Below are 18,943 nucleotides of genomic sequence, written 5' to 3'. Positions count from 1 at the left end.
TCACAGTTCCTCCGCCAGCCTGTGGATGAAGTCACGCGACCGCTCGGGGTCGAGCGACACAGCCTCCACTTTACGGAAGAGCGTTCGAAAAGCGCCGAGCTGGGCTTCGGAATCGATGAAGCCGGCACCCTGAGGCGCGTCGCGTACCGCCGTATCCAGCTTCGATACGACCCCGCCCACGTACATCATTGAGTTTGTGGCCCCGGCGAAGCCGTCCAGATCGAAGGGAATGACCCGCACCGCGATGTGGTCCGCTTCGGACAGTTCGAGGATGCGGGCGAGTTGAGCCCGTGTTGCCGTGCGGTCACCGACCCTGATGCGTAGCGCCGCTTCGTGAATCACCGCTTCATACGGGACAGGGGCCGGGTCCTCGATGATCACCTTGCGTGCCATCCGGTGGCGAACCCTCCGCTCGAGGTCGTCATCGGGCAGTTCGGGGACTCGGTACGAGAAGACGGCGCGGGAGTAGTCCTCCGTCTGGAAAAGACCGGGGACGTGCAAGAACTCCACATCCAGCCGATACCTGCAGTGGTGTTCCAACTCGGCAAGGTCCAGGAACGCGTTGGGGAGCTTGCCTCGGTACTCCTCCCACCAGCCCCGGGACCGATCGGTCGCCATGCCTACAAGAGCATCAATCAACTCGGCATCGGCGCACGAATAGCTGGCCGCAAGGCGCCGCACCGTGTCTTCACTCACGCCCCCGACGCCGGACTCGATCTGGCTTAGCCGGGCCGCGTCGGTTCCGAGCAATGCGGCAGCCTCGCGCCCCTTGAGTCCCGCCGCCTCGCGCAGTTTCAGCAGTTCGGTACCCAGTCGCGCCTGCCGCGCGGTGGGCTCCCGTCTCCGCGGCATGAGTGCCTCCTTGACCCAACAACCCTGGAACGGTGCCCCGTTCGGAGGCAAGATTACGGCAACGGCTTGCGATGTTCCAACATTGGACCCTACTGTCGGTGTTGCGAAGAACACGCTGCGAAACTGCGGGGTCTCGGAAGCGCACCACTCCGTCCTGCCATGACGGCTGCGGCGCTGCCACCGCCCACACTCCAGCGGAAATCGCCAACTCCCCTTTTCTCGACAGGAGTTCCGTCATGCCTGAAAACGAACCCTGGGAGTACTCCCTCTACATCCCGAACGACCCGCGCGCCGTCACCGTCTGTCGCCGTACCGCCCGCCTGATCCTCACGATGCACGGCATGATCCGCCTCGTCGACACCGCCGAACTCCTCGCGACGGAGCTGGTCTCCAACGCCGTACGACACACCAAGGGGCCCGCCGCCCTGCGTCTGCGGTGGCGGGGCGGTGTGCTGCGTATCGGTGCTTGGGATGCTGACCCCCAGCCGCCCGAACCGCCATCGAAGCTGGGCGACTTGGTCGAAGCGGAGGAAGGTCGTGGTCTTGCGCTGGTTCGCGCCTGTGCCGACGTATGGGGCTGGCAGCCACTGGCCAGGAACGGCAAGCGGGGCAAGTACGTGTGGTGCGAGCTCGTTGCCGCCGTAAGGTCGTGCGATCAGGTCAGCGGGAGCTGACCATCCGGCCAGCCACCGAGTGCCTCCGACCTCTCATCGATCTTCACATTCAGTGTGGTGAGCAAGGTGTCCAAGTCGCTTGCCACATAACTATCTTGTGCGTCCCGTCCACGTTGCCAGTCGCATCGCCAGCACTCGGATGAACTCGTCAGGGGGTCGGCTCCGCGGCCATGGCTATCAGGCTCAGGATGCCTACAGGGATGGCGACCACGACGGCATAGCCCACCCGGTCGGCCACCTTCTGGCGCCGCGAGGGCTCCAGGCTGTGGGATTCCCGCCGCGGCTTGATCGCTTGGTACACGAGGCCCGCGAGGACGGCGACGCAGACCGCGACCTGCCAGAGTTCTCCCACGACGCCCCAGAACCCGACCCGCTGAATCGTCTGCGGCTCGATCCCCTGTTGCGCGCCGAACTCGGTGCCGTCCGGGTAGTCGTGCCCGGTATCCTTGAGGTGCACGTAGACGGCGTCGCTGGCAGTGCCGCCGTCAGGCGTGAAGTCCCCGTAGCAGTCGTAGTCGGAGTTCTTACGGGTGTTGCTGGTGTCGTTGCAGGTCTCCACCTTGTACGTGCCCGAGGTGCCGTAGACCCCTGCGGACAGGGCAAGGCCGGCGGTCGCGGTGACGCACCAGAAGGCGGTCACGAGGCCGAGAACGCCGCCGCACACCCAGCCCAATACGCGCATCAACCGCCTACCAAGATGTTCGGCTCCTTCTCCAACAGCCTGGAGATACCGGCCTGTTCAGCAAGGGCCCTGCGCTGCGGGTCGGCCTGGTCGCGCTCCTGCTCGTACTTCTCCCAGTCCACGGGCTGCACGAAGAGCATGTCGTTGCTCCCCGGCACGATCATGACGCCGCCGAAGGCCGGGTCACCGGCGAACCAGGCGCCGCCCTCCTCGGCCTCCTTCGGCCAGCGGCGCACCGTCGAGGTGTTGACCGCACGCAGAGAAGGGGCGCCGTGCTGCCCGCGCACCGAGAGCCGGACGGTGTGCACATCGCCGAGGTACTTCCACTCGGAGCCCTTCTTGGACACCCGATCGCGGTACTCCAGGGGGTAGGTGTGCAGCACCTTCTCGCACACCTTGAGCCGCGACCCGTGACGCAGCCGGAGGACCAGGAAGATCAGCACGAACAAGGCGGCCGGGATACCGAACGCGGGCAGGGCGGCGTCATAGCCGACCAAGTGCGCCACCAACGGCACCCCGAAGAGGACCACGGCGAGCGCGAGGCGCGTGACGATGTGCCGGTACAGCAGCGCGCGGTTGTGCTTGAGCACCTGCGTAACGTCGGGTGCCACGGGCGGATTGTTCATGAAAGGGTTTCGTCCCTATCCGAAGTCGCTGCGCATGGCCGCCTCGACTGAGCCCGCCCGCGGCTCGCTGTCCCGTGCCGGCGCCGACTTCACCGGGTCGGTGAACGTCAACGTACGGGCAACCCCGAGAAGGATGTCCCGGTACACGTCCGCGAGATGGAGAGCGGGCGTCACCAGCTGGACCATGATGATGTCCGGCGTGCCCGAGCCGGTGACGGCGACCGTACTTTGCCACACGTCCCCGCGCAGAGGGCCTTCGAGGCTGTCGGGATCCCTGCCTGGCGCGACAGTGCGCTTCTTCTCCTCCGCGAGGTAGCCGAGGCCGCATGGCAGTTCGAGCGGGCGCATCCCGGAGTCGGGGGTCGTCCGCGGCTGTCCCCGCGAGACCGGCGATCACCAGCTTTACATTGTGGCCGGACGTCGGGACAGTAGAGATTGTGAGGGTGGACGTCACAATGGTGCCGTCGTCGTCCGGGTGGTAACCGACCGCCCACACGTGCACGTTCTGTGCATTGAGCGTGGTGACCATGCCCGCATAGAACTGCAGGACCTGCGAGGCCTGCGCCCTCTGTTCTGCGGGCAACGTGTTCAGCTCCCGGACCAATTCCTCGATGCGCTCGCGCGGCGGAAACTAATGAACACCTATTGACCCTGGTACGGGGGTTGCTGGCCGTGGGGATTGGGCTGCTGGGGCGGCTGTGCGGGGGGAGTCGGGTATCCCTGATAGGGAGTTGGCGAGTAGGGCTGCTGGGCGGGCGGGTAGATCGGCTGCTGGGGCGCGTAACCCATGTTCTGCGGATAATTTCCGCCGGCGGTACTGCCGTTGCCGGATGTGCGGCGGCTACGGGTTACGGCGAAGACGATGACTGCGGCAATTACGGCTCCTACGCCGATGATGCCGACGACAAGGACGATAGCGCCCATTGACGAGATCCCTTCTCTTACTCGGATTGGTCCGCTGTGCTGATCCGACCGCAGGGTGAGTGGAAAGTCCCCTCCCCACCGCAGATGCGGTGTTACTCCTGCTACTACCTTTGGTACGGGGGTTGTTGGGCATAGGGATTGGGGTACTGCGGGGGCTGTCCCGGAGCAGTGGGGTACCCCTGATTGGGAGCTGCGTTGGGGTACGACTGATGGCCCATCGGGGGCTGGGGCGGGTAGCCCGTGCCATGAGCGGGGGTTCCGCCGTCGGAGCCTGGGCCGCCGTTACCTCCGTTGCGGCGGCTGCGGATCACCACAAGGACGATCACACCGACGATCACAACGGCTGCGATACCGCCAGCGAGGACGAGGACGAGGACGTTACTGGAGGAGGACTTCTTCTTCTTGGCCTGGGCCGAGGCGCCCGTTTCCTCAGATGCCTTGCCAGAAGTCGAGTTGGACGATTTGAGCTGGCCTAGAGGATTCTGCTTGGGTCCTGCAGGGATGTCCATTGTGACCGCCTGGCGGGGGCGTATAATCCCGTAGCCATACTCCTCGTCGGGTGCCTTTAGTCCCTTGTGGCCCAGGAACGAGGCCGACTTGATGAGGCGGTTGATGACCTGGCCTGCGGTGAGGTCGGGGTACTTTGAGCGGACCAGGGCAGCAGCTGCGGATACGTAGGCCGTGGCCTCAGAGGTACCGCTAGACACACCGTACCCATTGGACATTGCGTTATTTGCGCCGACGATTTTCACACCTGGTGCTGTGAGAGTCAGACCCTTTCCAGTATTCGAGTCTGTCCAGAGGTTGGCATCTTGATCAACGGCACCGACAGATACAACCCCGGGTAGTGCTGCTGGTTCACTTACAGCAACAGACCCTTCATTGCCTGACGCTGCAACAACTACAACGTCGTGTGCTTGCGCATACGCGATGGCATCACGACCTGCGCTTAGAGTCTTACCGCCACCATCGTTACCGAAAGAGAGATTTATAACGGTTGCGCCGTGGTCCGCTGCGTATCGAACTGCAGCTCCCCACGTCTCATCCAGATTCCTGTCTTCTCTCGTCTGGAGAGTGCGCAACGGCAAGATTTTAGCCTTCGGCGCAAGTCCAATCACGCCGTCGGCATTGCCCGCGCCATGCCCATGGCCAGCAATGATGCTCGCCATCTTTGTTCCGTGACCGATGATGTCCTCTTGGGCGTCCCCTCCGCCAGTGAAGTCTTTCCCTTCGAGGACCTGACCAGTTAGATCAGGGTGACTGCCGTCCACGCCGGAATCAACAACGGCTACAGTCACGCCTTCCCCCTGAGTCTCGGCCCAGGTGTCCTGCATCGCGAATACGTCCAAGACCCACTGCTGGTCCCTGACATAGTCTGCTGAGGCAGTCGGGGCCGAAGTGAGGAGCAACGCTCCTGTCAGCGCCACGACTCCCGCCGCTGGCCAGACTCGCTTGAAACCCACGTCCTTGCTCCTCACTCAACTACGACTGGCTCCCCCAGTCTTCATGCAGGCGAGCCGCACGGTTACTCCGTACGGCTCGCTGGTTTGCCTACTCGATCGTCTGCCACATACCGGTTGCAGTCTTCTTCCGAAATCCAGATCTCTTCGCCATAGATCAAGTAGTCGGGGCGATCAGACGGATCCGGGGACACGACCGTCCCAAACGACCTCTGCGTCGATTGCGGCGTCTGTGGCTCACGTCGAAGGCAATGCCCAACATCGCCGGGAGTACGAAGACGACGATGCCCAAGCACGATCCGCCGCTGCTGGATGGTAGGTCACTCCTACTGGCCTTGATGCGGAGGTTGTTGGGCGTAGGGGTTGGGGTACTGCGGGGACTGACCTGGAGCAGTGGGGTACCCCTGGTCGGGAGCCACGTTGGGGTACGGCTGATGGCCCGTCGGGGGCTGGGGCGGGTAGCCCGTGTCATGGGCGGGGGTTCCGCCGCCGGAGCCGGGGCCACCATTACCTCCGTTGCGGCGGTTGCGGATCACCACGAGGGCGATCGCACCGACGATCACAACGGCTGCGATACCGCCAGCGAGGACGAGGATGTTGCTGGAGGAGGACTTCTTCTTCCCGGCCTGGGTCGAGGTGTCTGTTCCCTTAGATGCCCCGCCAGGAGTGGAGTTGGACGCCTGGAGCTGGCCAAGAGGGTTCTTCTTGGGGCCTGCGGGGATATCCATCGTGAGCGCCGAGTAGGGCCGGGCAATCCCGTAGCCGTATTCTTCGTCGGGTGCTTTCAACCCTTTATGGTGCGCAAAGGTGGCCGACTTGATCAGACGGTTGATTACCTGGCCTGCGGAGAGGTCAGGGAACTTTGAACGGACCAAGGCGGCGGTAGCGGACACGTAGGCTGTGGCATCCGAGGTACCGTTTGTCAAACTGTATTGCTGCGACCGAGTCGTATCCGCGGCGAGAATCTCGACACCGGGAGCCATGAGGGCAAGCCCTTTTCCGGTGTTGGAGCCTTCCCAGCGGTTGGCGTTCTTATCTACAGCACCGACAGAAACGACCCCGGGCAGTGCTGCTGGCTCATCGACAGCAATGGACCCTTCATTACCTGCGCCCGCAACAACAACAACATCGTGAGCTTGCGCATACGCGATTGCTGCACGACCATCACTCAGAGTCTTGCCACCATCATTGGAGAAAGAGAGATTGATGACCTTCGCACCCTGGTCCACTGCATATCGAACCGCCGCGGCCCAGGTCTCATCATGATTTGGGTCGTCCTCCGTCTGGAGGGTGCGCAGGGGCAAGATCTTCGCTTTCGGCGCGAGCCCGATCATGCCAGACGAATTTCCCGACCCGTGACCGTGTCCAGCGATCAGGCTCGCCATACTCGTCCCGTGTCCGAGCACGTCCTTCTGCGCGTCGCCCCCACCAGTAAAGTCTTTCCCATCAAGGACCTGCCCAGTTAGATCAGGGTGAGTGGCATCCACGCCGGAATCGACGACGGCAACAGTAACGCCCTGTCCTTGGGATTCAGCCCAAACGTCTTCTACTGCGAATGCGTTCAAGGCCCATTGTTGATCTCTGACATAGTCCGCCGATGCGGGTGGGGCCGTAGTGAGGAGCAAAGCTCCTGTCAGCGTCACGACTCCCGCCGTAGACCAGACTCGCTTGAAACTCACTTCTTTGCTCCTCACTCAACCACGACTGGTCCGCCAGTCTTCATGCGAGCGAGCCGCACGTTCTCTCCGTGCGGCTCGCTCGTGTGCCTACTCGATGGTCCGCGGTACGTTTCGGTTGCGGTCCTCTTCCGAGATCCAGGTCTCTTCGTCCTCGACCAGGTAGTCGGGACGGTCGCCCTGGCTATTCTCGTCGTTGGGCCGTCGACCGTTGCGACCACCCATACCGCCAGCCATTGCACCGGCTCCGCGCTGGGTTCCGCCACGGCTGCCGTGCAGGCCCGCACCGCCACCGGTGCCCTTGCCTGTGACGCCCTTGGCCGCTCCTACCACGCCGCCACGGGACTTCGCGAGGGCTCCACGTCCGCCAGCGCCAGCACCGCCTCGGCCGGCTGCGCCGGCTCCCCCGCCGCCCATGCCGCCCATGCCGGCTCGGCCTCCGGCACCGCGACCTGCTGCCGCACCAGTACCAGCCCCGCGACCGCCCGCAACACCGATGCCGCCGCGTCCGGCCGTACCACGTCCGACGCCAGCCCCTCCGCCAGGAGCCACGATGCCCGGGCCTTGAGCCCCGCCGGTCCCAACGCCGCCCCCACCGACGCCGGGTCCCCCGGTGCTAGTGCTGGGACCGGCTCCCGTCAGACCGGGGGAGATGCTGTCGACCTTCGTCTTGGCTGTCGGGAGTTGTGCACCTCCCGTGATGCCTTGGTCACGGGGCACCGTTGGGGCCGGCTTGACGCTCGTGGTCGGACCTGCGCTCCACGGTTTGCTACCTGATCCCGAAACGCCTGGTCGGGACGCACCGACGCCACCCGGGGTCACAGGCGGCGGGTACTCCACGTCGCGGTTGGGTTCCTTGATGTTGCCCTTGTCATCGGTAATCGGTCGATTCCTGTCCAGGTTTCCCTTGACCCGAATGTACTGGGCCGCGAGGTTCTCCATGACGGCAACACCGTTGAGCTGGGCTTCTCGGCTTGCACCGATTTTACCCTCGTTGATTTCCGCTACTTCCTTGGCGGTCAGCTTGCGGTCCTGAAGGTCCTTGGCCGTCGACTCGCCGTTGTCCCAGTGCCAGTCACTGAGAGCATCACCGACCTTAGCCCAGCCACTGGGCTCCTCGATGGCGTCCAGCTGCAACTTGTACTCGCGCAACTGGCCGGCCGCATCAGCCATTTGGGAGCGGTTGAGGTCGGCGTGCCAAGCCGCATTCCTGATGCTCTGAGTGATCTCACGAGCCTTCTTCTCAAAACTCCGGGCTGCATCCCCCTCCCAGTGCTCCAGGACATTGTCGACCGCTTTGTCGAGCAGGCCGGCGATGCCGCCTCCCTCGCCACCGGCAAGAATTTCGTCGACCGTGCCCCAGTGGCGGCCAACGCCCTCGATCGTCACCGGGTCGGTGAGGTCAAGCATCTGCTTGAGTTCTTTTAGCGAGTACTCGATGAATTGAGTCTTGACCTGGGGCCGATTAGGGTCCGCCACGCAGGTGTCATACTCAATCACAGGCTCGGGCAGGTCTTTGTCACCGGCCATTTTGAACTCCTCCGTTTAATAGGCGATTCTCGATCGGGCTATTTTGCAAACTCGCCGTTCGAGCTCCCCGCGTCACCACCCATTTGTTGCTTGTTCGCGTACTCCTGCTCGGTGTACTTGTCCTTGACCTTCGAGGTGCTCGTACCAAACTTGTCGATCAGTCCGTGCAGGCTCTTGATCGCGGTCTCAAGGTCGGTCTTCATGTTCTTGTGGGCCGCGTGCAGATCGCCAGCCTCCAAGAAGAGGCATGAGTTCCCGAATGCATCCATCGGGATCTCCGTGCTGTACCGCGACGTCTGCCCCGCCTTGTCCATGTCGTCCAGCAACGCCCAAAGCTTCCGGATGACCTCATCCATCGCGCTCAGGTCAACCCGCATCCCGTTACTCATACCCCGTTGTCCTCTCCCCTGTTTCTCAAGTTGTCAGCACCTTCTCGGTGCCCAAGTCATCGCCCAGCCCTAGCCGGACCGTCCAGCCCGTCCAACCCGCCTACTACGCCAGTCCCGCACAGCCACCCCGCTCCCCGCAACCACCAGCGCCAGAGCCACGCCAATGCCCAACACGTACATGGCTACCCGACGCTCCCGCTCAGCCTCGCTCTCCCCCATGGTCACCGCCATGGGGACAACGCCACCCGCACCCGCCGCCACCGGCGGATCCGGCTCCGGCGAGCTCTCCGGCGTGGAGTCATCCGACAGAGCGGCAACCGGATCGACGACACCCCACCCAATGAACTGGTTGGGCCCGCGCCCCGGCCGTTGGGCCGTTTCCTCAAGGCGGGTTGCGATCTGGGCCGCGCTCCAGTCCCGGTGCTTCTCCTTCAGGAGGGCCGCGACGCCCGCGACATACGGCGCCGCGAAGCTCGTGCCGTCGGCGGTGCACTGGCCGCCCTTGGGGACGGTGGAGACCATGCCGACGCCCGGTGCCGCGATGTCGACGAAGTCGCCGGACTGTGAGAAGAAGGCGCGTTCGTCGTTGCGGTCGGAGGCCGCCACTGCCAGGACGCCGTCGTACGAGGCGGGGTACGTCTTCGCGGACTTGCCGTCGGCTCCGTCGTTGCCCGCCGCCGCCACGATCAGGGCACCCGAATTCACGGCGTCCGCCACGGCGCCCGCCAGTGTCGGGTTGTCTTCCTTGTTCGCGGTGTCCGAGGAGATGTTGATGATCTCTGCACCCGCGGCGACCGCGGCACGGATGGCCGCCGACATGGTCCCCGAGTCACCCTGCTTCTCCTCCCCGCCCGTGTACCGGAAGGAGAGGATCTTGGCCTCCGGTGCGATGCCCTCGAAGCCCGTGCCCGTGATCGGGCGGGCGGCGATGATGCCCGCGACCCGGGTGCCGTGGCCCTCGATGTCGTCGGTGCCGTCCGCGGAGCCGCCGACGTAGGACTTGCCGCCCGAGGCCATGGCGCCGCGGAGTTGAGGGTTCGAGTCGTCGACGCCGGTGTCGATCACCGCGACCGTGACGCCCTTGCCCGTCGCCTGTTCACGCAGCTGGTCCAGGAGGATCCGCTGGAGTGACCAAGGCGTGGACTTGATGACGTCACCGCCGAAGACGCACTCCGAGCTGGCCGCCAGGCCGAATTCGGGATTGTCAGGGCTGTCGGAGTCGGCCAGTGCCGGCGGAGCCGATGCCAAGCAGATTCCCGTGGCCGCGAGTACGCCAAAGGCCCGCTGCAGTGCGCGGGTTCCACTGTTGCGGCTGCGCGAACGGGCTGTCAGGCCCTCCACGTCCAGGCCCTTCATGTTCCGGCTCCCAGAGCTTCCATGCTTGCTTCGCTTGCTGGCTCGCTTGCTTCGTTGACTCGAAGCTCGCTCATGCGTGTTCACGATTTGTCGGCGACCGTGAAGATTCGCGGGATGTGTTGTGCACGACCCCGGAGAACGGGGCGGCCCAGCGGACGCCTTGGCATCCGCTGGGCCGATCCTCCGCATGTCACGCCCCTCGGGCCACCGGCGGGCTCAGCCCCAGGTGTTGGCGTTGCTCTTCTCAGTGGCCTGGTAGTTGTCGGCCGCGCTCTGCAGCGCCGTGGAGATCTTCAGCAGGGTCGCGTGCAGGTCAGCAGCAGTCTGGTCCCACTCGCGCTGCTTGCGCTGGTAACCCTCCTGCGCTTCACCTTCCCAGGAGTTGGCGACGCGCTTGACCGCGGCCTCGAGGTCGTCGAGCTGCTGCTTGATGCGACCGGCGGTGGTCTTCACGTCCGTGGACGCGTTGGTGATGGTTGCGTAATTGACGAGAATCGACATCGTCGTTCCCTTTCAGGAAGAGTCGAAGGAAGTCGGTGGATACCAGTCGATACCAGTCGAGCCCAGTCGGCATCGACGGGACTGGGAAGAACTGCTAGCGAGTCAGCAGCTCTACGGCTTGATCAGCCGAAGTCCGACATGATCTTGCTGATCTCGGAGTTCTGCTGCTCTTCCGACGCGGAGTAGTTGCTCCGCGTGGAGTCCACGGCTTCCTTGATGTCGTTGAGGATGTCGCTCATCTTCTTCGCGTCCGCGTTCCAGCGTTCCTGCAGCTGGCGGTACGACTGGGCCGCCTGGCCCTGCCAGCCGCCCGCGATCTGGTCGATCACTCCGTTGAGACGGCGGATCTCGCCCTGCAGCTGACCGTTCGCCGTGGTGATGTCACCGGAGAGCTTGGTCAGCTCGTCTTCTGTTACCCGGAACTGGCCGGCCATGTGAACCTTCCCCCATGTCGTCTTTGATCCGGGAAACCCTTACCAGGACCCGGAGTTGCGTCCCGTTCGTGAACGCTGGAAGCACTCTATCCTCCGCCTGTCACATACCCACGGGCAAGGTGTTTCAGTTACAGCATTCACACACCTGCGCGATGTGCAAGTGATCCGCAGCCGTCAAGTCCCCGCGCCCATAACCCCGTTGGTGCATCACTGGCTCTGCGGTTGCGCCGCGCTGCCGGTGTCCAGGGTGGGGCCCTTCGGGATGAACGTCGCCCAGGTCTGCGGCACGAACACGGGACTGGAAAGGTCCTCGTAGCCCAGCCGCGTACGCGCCTTGGCCGTCTCGCTCGCGTCGCTCTCCGACGACGACGACGAGGACGAGGACGAGGACGAACCGCTGCCGCTTCCCTTCGCCTCACTGTCGTTGTTCTGCGGCAACGAGTACCGCAGGCCCGTGTCCGTCAGCAGGTACGTCGCACCGCCGCCCCCCGTCGCACCGGCGACCTCCTGGAAAAGGAGGCCCGAGCCGGACGAGACGTAGGCGCTCAGTGAATCGGTGATGACCTTCGTGGGGTAGTTCGTTCCGGCCCAGGCGGCGAGCTGCGGCTTCTGGTCATCGCCGATGGTGCCCTTGTAGACGCTGCACGAGGTGGTACGGGCCTCGCTGGACGCCGTGGCAGCGGGGTTGGCCTGCCGCGGAACGGTCTCGGGCCAGCCCTTCTCCTTGTAGAAGCTGCCCGCCGAGCCGCCGTTGGCCTCGATGATGTCCCGGGTGCTGACCTGGATGGCACTGGTCCCGTCGCGTGCGACCAGCAGGTTGGCGACGAGGGGCGTGATGGCAGCGACCTCGTTCTGGAGGACGACGTAGAACTGCTCGCCCTGAGCGTCCCGCGCCCTGAGTACCTGGCCCACCGTGCCCGCCTCGGCAGGGAGCCCCTGGACCGAGGTCGAGGCACCGGCGGACGGGACCGTCGGGAAGGTGATGTCCGTGCCCTTGTTGAGGGTGCTCAACCACTCCTGGCTCACCGGCTGCGGCTCGGCCGTGGCACTGCTGCCGATGACGGCGGAACGCAGCTGCTCCATGGAGGTGTCGTCGAGGCCCGACTCGCCGCCCAGCAGGAAGCGGTTGCCCTTGCCGTCGACCAGGTATTCCAGCTTGGTCTTGGGGTCGACGACGTACAGGGCCTCACGGGAAGCGACCTTCCCCGCGTTCTCGAGCGACTTGGCGTCGGCGGCGTCGAAGACGAAGACGGCACGGTCGATGGCGCCTTGCGATCCCGGAGCCGGGCGCTCGCACACCGCCCAGGTCTTCGCCTCCTCCGCGTCCTCCTTGGAGGGCAGCCGGTCGGGGGCGTACGGGATGCCGATCGTCGCGCCGTGCCGGATGCCGCTCTTGTCGATCTCCTTGCCGGGGACCTCGAGGACGCTGCCTTTGCCCTTGTCGAGCAGCAGCTTCGCGGAGGCGTAGTTGAGGACCGGGTGGAGGACCTTCTCCACCTTGCTGTCCTTCGGGTTCGGGTCGAGGACCACGTACCGCGTCGTGGAGTCGCTGTCGACGATGATGTACTCACCCGGGGTGTCCCAGCCCTTGGGTGCCGAAGGCTTGATCACGCCCCAGGCGATGAAGCCGATCACCAGCACAATTCCCACCGCCAGGCTGGGCATCACCGTACGAACGGGACGCGGTGCGCCTTCTTCGGAGCCCCCCGGGGACGGCGCCAGAAACGCCGCGACGGTGCGCTTGCGAGCGAACGTGTAGGCGGCGAGCTCATCCCGACGCTGCTTTGCCATGGTCCCCGTGTCTCCCGAATTCTGGTCCCCGATGGTGCCCGGCCGTGCCTGATCGTTCCTGACCGTGAATCGTGAGGCGATGCCCTACCGCGGTGTGGTGTTCGATACCGCGCTGTGGTGTTCGATCGCGCTCGACGACAGGCCGCCGCTTCGGCCGAGCAGGCACCTACTATGCACTGCGCCGCGGGGCGACGATCCATCAGGGTACGGCCGTTCCGGCATCTTCACAGATCATCTTCACAGAGCTTCACCACAGCCCTCCACCATGCGCGCCTGGTCCGTGCGAGGCTGGCCACCCGGGGCTCGGGGTCCCCTGTGCCGCTGTGCCGCCATTGCTCGGCAGCGGGTACCGTGAGCCACTCTTATGGACGATGCGGGCCGATGAACGCCCGACGAACGGCCACGACTTCGCGAAAGGGATGTCCCGGGGGATGACCAGCGCTACGAGCTCTCGGCGCGGACGCCGCGCACAGCAGCAACCGGACGGTTCGGGCGGTGGACGCGTGCCGACTCCGGCCCCCGCCACCGCGTCGCCGCGCACACTGCCCAGCCCCGGCGGTATGGGCCCGGTACGGCTGCAGCAGCTGATCCTGGTGGAGCTCGCGGCGGGCGTCATGCTGGCCGCCTGGGTCACCGACGTGTCCTGGCTGCTGGCGCCGGCCGGTGCCGTGGCGGCGCTGCTGTTGCTGCTCGCGGTCCTGCGCCGCGGCCGTCGGCCGATGCCCGAGTGGTACGAGACGGCGCGCGCGCTGAGGCGCCGTCAGCGCGAGGCCAAGCTGCCCGTGCCGCCCGGGACCGACCCGATGCTGGCTCCGGTCGTGGAGTGCGACCCCGCCCTGCGGACCGACGGCTTCGTGTCCCGTGACGACCGCTCGATCGGCCTGATCGGCGACGGGACCTTCCTGACCGCGGTGCTCTTCGTACAGCCCTCGGACCAGCCGTTGCGTCCCGAGTCCGCCGGACGCCAGCTGCCGCTCCGGCTGATCCAGGACGCGCTGGAGGTCGACGGGATCCGTCTCGCTTCCGCGCAGGTCGTGCAGCACACCCAGCCGGCGCCCGCGCCGCACCTGCCCCAACAGTCCCTCGCCGCACGGTCGTACGGCCCACTGCAGGCGCAGGCCGGTTCTCCCGCGCTTCGGCTCACCTGGGTCGCCCTCAAACTCGACCCGGAACTGTGCCCGGAGGCGGTTCAGGCGCGCGGAGACGGTGTTCCCGGGGCACAGCGCGCACTGTTGCGGGTGGCGGACCAGCTGGCCAGCCGACTGGACGGGGCCGGATTCAAGGCGACCATCCTGGACGAGAACGAGCTGGTGCAGGCGCTCGCGACATCCAGTTGCCTGAACCCGCGGGTCAACGCCCAGCACGCCCAGGACGGGCGGTCGGCCCAGCGGCGTACGGTCGAGTCGGTACGGACCTGGCGGGTCGACGACCGGTGGCACACCACGTACTGGATCTCCCGCTGGCCGCAGTTGGGGGACGGCGGTGTGGCGCTGCCCGAGCTGATCACGCGGTTCACCTCGCTCCCGGTGCTCGCCACCACGTTCAGCGTGACCCTGAGCAAGGCCGGTAACCGGGGCGTCTCCCTCGCCGGGCACATCCGCGTCACCGCCCGCGGTGACAGCGAACTCGGCCAGGTGGGGCGTGATTTGGAGCAGACCGCGAGTGCCGCGAAGGTCGGACTGGTCCGCCTCGACCGGGAGCAGGTCCCCGGAGCCCTCGCCACTCTGCCGCTCGGAGGTACGTACTGATGTCCCACCCCGCCTCGACCGTGCCCCCGGGACAGCCGGGCCGGACCACCCCCGCGCACGTGGCCTCGCCCACCGACACCGGCATGATCCCGATCATCCGGCAGCCGGAGGCGCCGAGGCAGCAACGGCGCGTCTTCAGCCCGGGTTTCGGGCTGCGCGGGCCGCGCCGGAACCGCCATGTCGTCACCGTCGACGAACTATCGGCGATCAGCATGCCGATCGGCGACGACGGCGTGATCATCGGCACCCATCGGTCGCAGCAGCCGGCCGTGCTCGGCCTGTCCCGCCCCACCCCCTTCGACGTCGTACTCGTCGGCGGCCTCTGGCTCGCCCAGGTGCTGGCGTTGCGTGCCGCCGCGACGGGCGCGCGCGTGGGCGTGGAGACCGGTCGACCGCAGGCCTGGCAGCAGCTGGCCCAGGCGGCGGGTGGCGGTCAGCAGTGCGTGACGGTCTACCCGGTGGGACGGGTGCCCGCTCAGGGTCCCTCCGTTTCGAGCCCGGTCGTCCTGTTCCGGGACTGTGGCATCCGCCCGCCGCGCGGACGAGTGACCTCCCTGCCGTGGCAGGCCGTGGTGACGGTGCTGCCCTTTGTCAGCGACCACGCACCGCGCTGGCTGGCCCAGGCTCAACTGGTCGGGATCCAGCGCATCTCGCCCCAGGAGACCGAGGTCGTTCAGAACACTCTGGGTATCCCGGACGAGCCACTCCAGTACCTTTCGAACCTTCACGACAGCGTCGCCCTGTGGTGCACTCGTAAGCACCGCAGTTTCGTCATGACCGAACCCACCGACGCGGAGACTGGTCTGCTCGGCGCGGCCCGCCGTCTGGACTGACGCGTCGTCGTTTCCGGGAATGCGCCACCGTTTCCGGGAACGCGGTGCGAACCGGTCATGCCCATGGGCGCTTTTCCGTACCGCGATGTGAGTGATTAGGCTTCTGGTGATGCGGTGACGATCGCAGCCGCGTGGGGGGGGTCGCCACTCGGTCCGCCCGGCCGCGACGACGACCAATTCAGCAGCAGTGGCTGACCAGGAGGCAAGCAGTGAACAGGGATCCGTCCGAGTACAACGGCGGCGGCGGTCCGTCCTCTGACGGGGACGAACAAGAGGTGGAACTCACCGGCGAGTTCGAAATCGTCTACACGCCTCCCGCCTGGTACGCGCCGAGCACCCAGTCCGGCTCCGCGGCCGACGATCAGCGGAACGCCGGGCAGGCCTCACCACCGCCGCCGACCGGATCACCCGCCGGGCCCCTGGCCGGACCGCCCGGTGTTGTTCCTGCACCGCAGGCTCCCGCGCCGGCACAGCCGTACGCTCCGAGCGCACCTCAGCAGCCCGCGCCGGGCGTGCCTAGCGCGGGGCAGTACGGCGCAGGTGGCCCTGGGGGCACGGGTGGCCACGGAGTTCCGCAGCCCTCCCAGCCGCAACTGCCACCCCAGGCGCCGCAGCCCTCCCAGCCGCAACTGCCACCCCAGGCGCCGCAGCCCTCCCAGCCTCAGCTGCCACCCCAGGCGCCGCAGCCCTCCCAGCCACCGCAGCCACAGCCCGGTACGGCCCCCGCGGCCGGCGGTCCGGCGACCTCCGGAGGGTACGGCTACCCCCAGCAGACGGGAGCGGGCCTGCCCCAGCCGAGCCAGGACACATCGGGCGGTCACGTTCCGGCTCAGCCGCCGGCGTCGCCCCAGCCGGCCGCCGCGCCCGGCTTCCCCGTGCTGCGACCGGTCGACGAGGACTCCCAGAGCAACCCGCCGCAGGCCGCCGCCCCGGCAGCGGGCGTTCCCGAAGAACCCGCCCCTGCGCAGCCGATGCCCGAGCTCAACCATGCCGCCGCCGATGCCGAGGCAGCCGCGCTGTTCGGCAGTGCCCACGACGCCGAGGAGCCGGAGGAGGAGCGGACCGACGAGGCGGAGCCGGGTGGCTCCGCCGAGTCCGGGTCCGTGTCCGGTGCTGAGGGCGAGGGGACGGGGAACGCCGGGTCCGACGCGGGCGCCCCCGCGCAGCCCGACGCCGATCCGGCGACGGCGTCGGCGACAGCGGAAGCGGCGCCGGAGGCAGAGCCGGAGCCCGTCGTGCAGGCGCCCGCGGCGCCCCCGGCCGGCCAGGGAATTCCCCCGCTGCCGCCGGGCTACATGCCCGTGCACCCCACACAGGGAGTACCGCAGCAGGTAGCAGGGCAGCCCGGCCAGCACGCCCCGGCCGCCGCCGGGCAGACCGACGGATACGGCTACCCCCAGCAGGCGCCCCAGCCCGGGCAACCCCAGCCCGGACACCCGCATCCCGGACAGCCCCAGCCCGCCGGATACGGCTACCCCCAGACCCCCGCCCAGCCCCCGCATCAGCCGGGACAGCCCGAGCACCAGGCCCCGCCGCAGGGCGCGTTCGGCCCGCCCCAGCCGCCGGCCCCGCCGCAGCAGCAGCCCGGTTACGGCTACCCCGCACAGGGCGGACAGCCGGCACCGGTCGACCCGCGGCTGGCGCCCCAGCCCCCGCAGCCCGGACACCCGCAGGCTCCCGGATACGGCTACCCCCAGCAGGCACCCCAGCCCGGACACCCGCAGCCCGGACAGCCCCACCCCGCCGGATACGGCTACCCCCAGACCCCCGCCCAGCCCCCGCACCAGCCGCAGCAGCCACAGCAGCCACATGCGGGCTACAACTACCCGCAGCCCGCGCCCCACCAGCAGCCCCCGGCGCAGCAGCAGCCCCCGGCCCCACAGCCCGCCGCTCCGCCCGCCGCCTACGGCAACCAGGGCTGGACCGCCCCGCCCGGTCCGCAGGCCGGTCCCGGTGCCCCCCAGCAGCAGCAAGCCGCGCCCGGCACCCCGCTCGGCTACAACGCCGCCGTCGAGCTGTCCTCCGACCGGCTTCTGCGCAACCAGCCCAAGGCCCGCAAGAACAACCAGGGCCCGTCCCGCTTCAAGCTCGGCGCCAAGAAGGAGGAGGCGGAGCGGCAGCGGAAGCTGGGGCTGATCCGTACGCCGGTGATGTCCTGCTACCGGATCGCGGTGATCAGCCTCAAGGGCGGCGTCGGCAAGACCACGACGACCATGTCGCTCGGTGCCACGCTCGCCACCGAGCGCCAGGACAAGATCCTCGCGATCGACGCCAACCCGGACGCCGGCACCCTCGGCCGACGGGTGCGACGCGAGACGGGCGCCACCATCCGCGACCTGGTGCAGGCGATCCCGCAGCTGCACAGCTACATGGACATCCGCCGCTTCACCTCGCAGGCGCCGTCGGGTCTCGAGATCATCGCCAACGACGTGGACCCGGCGGTCTCCACCACCTTCAACGACCAGGACTACCGCAGCGCGCTCGACGTGCTGGGCAGGCAGTACCCGATCATCCTCACGGACTCCGGTACCGGTCTGCTCTACAGCGCGATGCGCGGAGTCCTGGATCTCGCCGACCAGTTGATCATCATCTCCACGCCCTCGGTGGACGGTGCGAGCAGCGCCTCGACCACGCTCGACTGGCTGTCGGCGAACGGGTTCGCCGATCTCGTCCAGCGGTCGGTCACCGTGATCTCCGGTGTCCGCGAGACGGGCAAGATGATCAAGGTGGAGGACATCGTCGCGCACTTCGAGACCCGTTGCCGCGGTGTCGTCGTGATCCCCTTCGACGAGCACCTCTCGGCGGGCGCCGAGGTGGACCTCGACATGATGCGTCCCAAGACCCGCGAGGCCTACTTCGATCTCGCCGCGCTCATCGCCGAGGACATCGCCCGCACGCAGCAGGGCTTCGGCAACCCGCACATGCAGTACCAGCAACCCCCGCAGGGGTACGCGCCCCCGCAGCACCCCCAGCAGCCCTACGCCCAGCCCGGCGCCGCCCCCCAGCCTGGGCAGCAGTGGCAGCAGCCTCCGCAGCAGCAGCCCGGACCCGGCGAGGGCTGGCAACAGCAGCCGCCGCCCCAGGTTCCGCAGCAGAACCAACCACAGCACGGCGTCGTACCGCCCGGCTGGACACAGCAGTAGCGGAGGTCCCCAGCAGCGGAGGGCCAGCCCCCTCCCCCGCCCGCGCCCCCTCAGCAGTAACCCGATCGGCCCCTTTCGAGGGGCCGATTTATCACCTGGGCCCGCACCGTTTCCTCACGGTGCGGGCCTTCGTGTGTCCAGGGACGAAACGGGGCGCCACGCCCTGGCCAGGAGGGCTTCACCGGTCTGAACCAATGGGCACGAAATTACCGCCGACTTGTTATTTCCGCAGGCCACACGGGGTCCACGCGCCGTTGACGGGCCAAGACCGCCGCTGGTAGACACGCACATCAACCCAGCCGACGTGCCCGATCGAGTAGGTCA

The 18,943-nt window shown here is 67.1% G+C and carries 16 protein-coding genes; 4 read left to right on the top strand and 12 right to left on the bottom strand.

Annotation, left to right across the window (positions count from 1 at the left end; genetic code table 11):
* Positions 1-852 (bottom strand): helix-turn-helix transcriptional regulator, encoded by an 852-nt coding sequence (locus tag AB0D57_RS20905; RefSeq protein ID WP_362074687.1) that lies wholly within the window; start codon positions 850-852, stop codon positions 1-3.
* Between the two features lie 236 nt (positions 853-1,088).
* Here AB0D57_RS20905 and AB0D57_RS20900 point away from each other — a divergent pair, with 236 nt between their 5' ends.
* Positions 1,089-1,526: an ATP-binding protein gene (locus AB0D57_RS20900; protein ID WP_362074684.1), complete on the top strand. Its 438-nt coding sequence runs from the start codon at positions 1,089-1,091 to the stop codon at positions 1,524-1,526.
* Positions 1,527-1,674: 148 nt separating this feature from the next.
* On the opposite strand, the gene AB0D57_RS20895 is transcribed toward AB0D57_RS20900, so the two are convergent.
* From AB0D57_RS20895 to eccB, 11 genes are all read right to left on the bottom strand, one after another.
* Positions 1,675-2,208 (bottom strand): hypothetical protein, encoded by a 534-nt coding sequence (locus AB0D57_RS20895; RefSeq protein WP_362074681.1) that lies wholly within the window; start codon positions 2,206-2,208, stop codon positions 1,675-1,677.
* Complete coding sequence (locus AB0D57_RS20890; protein WP_362074678.1) at positions 2,208-2,819, bottom strand: hypothetical protein; 612 nt, start codon at positions 2,817-2,819, stop codon at positions 2,208-2,210. The genes AB0D57_RS20895 and AB0D57_RS20890 overlap by 1 nt, the downstream gene beginning before the upstream one ends.
* Positions 2,820-2,849: 30 nt before the next feature.
* The gene (locus AB0D57_RS20885; protein ID WP_362074675.1) at positions 2,850-3,182 is read right to left on the bottom strand and encodes a hypothetical protein; all 333 of its coding nucleotides are present in this window, start codon (positions 3,180-3,182) and stop codon (positions 2,850-2,852) included.
* A gap of 680 nt (positions 3,183-3,862) precedes the next feature.
* Positions 3,863-5,221 carry a type VII secretion-associated serine protease mycosin gene (gene mycP, locus AB0D57_RS20880; protein ID WP_362074672.1) on the bottom strand — a complete coding sequence of 453 codons (1,359 nt, stop codon included), beginning with the start codon at positions 5,219-5,221 and terminating at the stop codon, positions 3,863-3,865.
* Positions 5,222-5,544: 323 nt separating this feature from the next.
* On the bottom strand, positions 5,545-6,783 hold the full coding sequence (gene mycP / locus AB0D57_RS20875) for a type VII secretion-associated serine protease mycosin (protein ID WP_362074669.1): 1,239 nt from the start codon (positions 6,781-6,783) through the stop codon (positions 5,545-5,547).
* Positions 6,784-6,984: 201 nt separating this feature from the next.
* The gene (locus tag AB0D57_RS20870) at positions 6,985-8,424 is read right to left on the bottom strand and encodes a hypothetical protein (protein WP_362074666.1); all 1,440 of its coding nucleotides are present in this window, start codon (positions 8,422-8,424) and stop codon (positions 6,985-6,987) included.
* A 38-nt stretch (positions 8,425-8,462) separates the two neighbouring features.
* Positions 8,463-8,813: a hypothetical protein gene (locus AB0D57_RS20865; protein ID WP_362074663.1), complete on the bottom strand. Its 351-nt coding sequence runs from the start codon at positions 8,811-8,813 to the stop codon at positions 8,463-8,465.
* Between the two features lie 69 nt (positions 8,814-8,882).
* Positions 8,883-10,169, bottom strand: a complete 1,287-nt coding sequence (gene mycP / locus AB0D57_RS20860) for a type VII secretion-associated serine protease mycosin (protein WP_362074660.1) — start codon at positions 10,167-10,169, stop codon at positions 8,883-8,885.
* Between the two features lie 216 nt (positions 10,170-10,385).
* The gene (locus AB0D57_RS20855; protein ID WP_362074657.1) at positions 10,386-10,670 is read right to left on the bottom strand and encodes a WXG100 family type VII secretion target; all 285 of its coding nucleotides are present in this window, start codon (positions 10,668-10,670) and stop codon (positions 10,386-10,388) included.
* A gap of 122 nt (positions 10,671-10,792) precedes the next feature.
* Positions 10,793-11,104 (bottom strand): WXG100 family type VII secretion target, encoded by a 312-nt coding sequence (locus tag AB0D57_RS20850; protein WP_362074654.1) that lies wholly within the window; start codon positions 11,102-11,104, stop codon positions 10,793-10,795.
* A 207-nt stretch (positions 11,105-11,311) separates the two neighbouring features.
* Positions 11,312-12,895: a type VII secretion protein EccB gene (gene eccB, locus AB0D57_RS20845; protein ID WP_362074651.1), complete on the bottom strand. Its 1,584-nt coding sequence runs from the start codon at positions 12,893-12,895 to the stop codon at positions 11,312-11,314.
* A 431-nt stretch (positions 12,896-13,326) separates the two neighbouring features.
* Here eccB and eccE point away from each other — a divergent pair, with 431 nt between their 5' ends.
* The 3 genes from eccE (at position 13,327) to AB0D57_RS20830 (ending at position 18,619) form a co-directional block, all read left to right on the top strand.
* On the top strand, positions 13,327-14,643 hold the full coding sequence (gene eccE, locus AB0D57_RS20840; protein WP_362074648.1) for a type VII secretion protein EccE: 1,317 nt from the start codon (positions 13,327-13,329) through the stop codon (positions 14,641-14,643).
* Entirely contained in the window at positions 14,643-15,476 is an 834-nt protein-coding gene (locus AB0D57_RS20835; protein WP_362074645.1) for a hypothetical protein, read from the top strand. The genes eccE and AB0D57_RS20835 overlap by 1 nt, the downstream gene beginning before the upstream one ends.
* 209 nt (positions 15,477-15,685) lie before the next feature.
* The gene (locus AB0D57_RS20830) at positions 15,686-18,619 is read left to right on the top strand and encodes an SCO5717 family growth-regulating ATPase (RefSeq protein WP_362074642.1); all 2,934 of its coding nucleotides are present in this window, start codon (positions 15,686-15,688) and stop codon (positions 18,617-18,619) included.
* Positions 18,620-18,943: the final 324 nt, after the last annotated feature.

It is taken from the genome of Streptomyces sp. NPDC048275 (assembly GCF_040652275.1).
Lineage (GTDB): Bacteria > Actinomycetota > Actinomycetes > Streptomycetales > Streptomycetaceae > Streptomyces.
This window is presented reverse-complemented; position numbering and strand designations above follow the sequence as displayed.

Excerpts from the sequence above, each read along its gene's own strand:
- AB0D57_RS20865 (WP_362074663.1), bottom strand. The coding sequence starts at position 8,813 with ATGAGTAACGGGATGCGGGTTGACCTGAGCGCGATGGATGAGGTCATC.
- mycP (WP_362074660.1), bottom strand. The coding sequence starts at position 10,169 with ATGAAGGGCCTGGACGTGGAGGGCCTGACAGCCCGTTCGCGCAGCCGC.
- AB0D57_RS20895 (WP_362074681.1), bottom strand. The coding sequence starts at position 2,208 with ATGCGCGTATTGGGCTGGGTGTGCGGCGGCGTTCTCGGCCTCGTGACC.
- AB0D57_RS20835 (WP_362074645.1), top strand. The coding sequence starts at position 14,643 with ATGTCCCACCCCGCCTCGACCGTGCCCCCGGGACAGCCGGGCCGGACC.
- eccE (WP_362074648.1), top strand. The coding sequence starts at position 13,327 with ATGACCAGCGCTACGAGCTCTCGGCGCGGACGCCGCGCACAGCAGCAA.
- AB0D57_RS20855 (WP_362074657.1), bottom strand. The coding sequence starts at position 10,670 with ATGTCGATTCTCGTCAATTACGCAACCATCACCAACGCGTCCACGGAC.
- AB0D57_RS20870 (WP_362074666.1), bottom strand. The coding sequence starts at position 8,424 with ATGGCCGGTGACAAAGACCTGCCCGAGCCTGTGATTGAGTATGACACC.
- eccB (WP_362074651.1), bottom strand. The coding sequence starts at position 12,895 with ATGGCAAAGCAGCGTCGGGATGAGCTCGCCGCCTACACGTTCGCTCGC.
- AB0D57_RS20900 (WP_362074684.1), top strand. The coding sequence starts at position 1,089 with ATGCCTGAAAACGAACCCTGGGAGTACTCCCTCTACATCCCGAACGAC.
- AB0D57_RS20850 (WP_362074654.1), bottom strand. The coding sequence starts at position 11,104 with ATGGCCGGCCAGTTCCGGGTAACAGAAGACGAGCTGACCAAGCTCTCC.
- AB0D57_RS20905 (WP_362074687.1), bottom strand. The coding sequence starts at position 852 with ATGCCGCGGAGACGGGAGCCCACCGCGCGGCAGGCGCGACTGGGTACC.
- AB0D57_RS20885 (WP_362074675.1), bottom strand. The coding sequence starts at position 3,182 with ATGCGCCCGCTCGAACTGCCATGCGGCCTCGGCTACCTCGCGGAGGAG.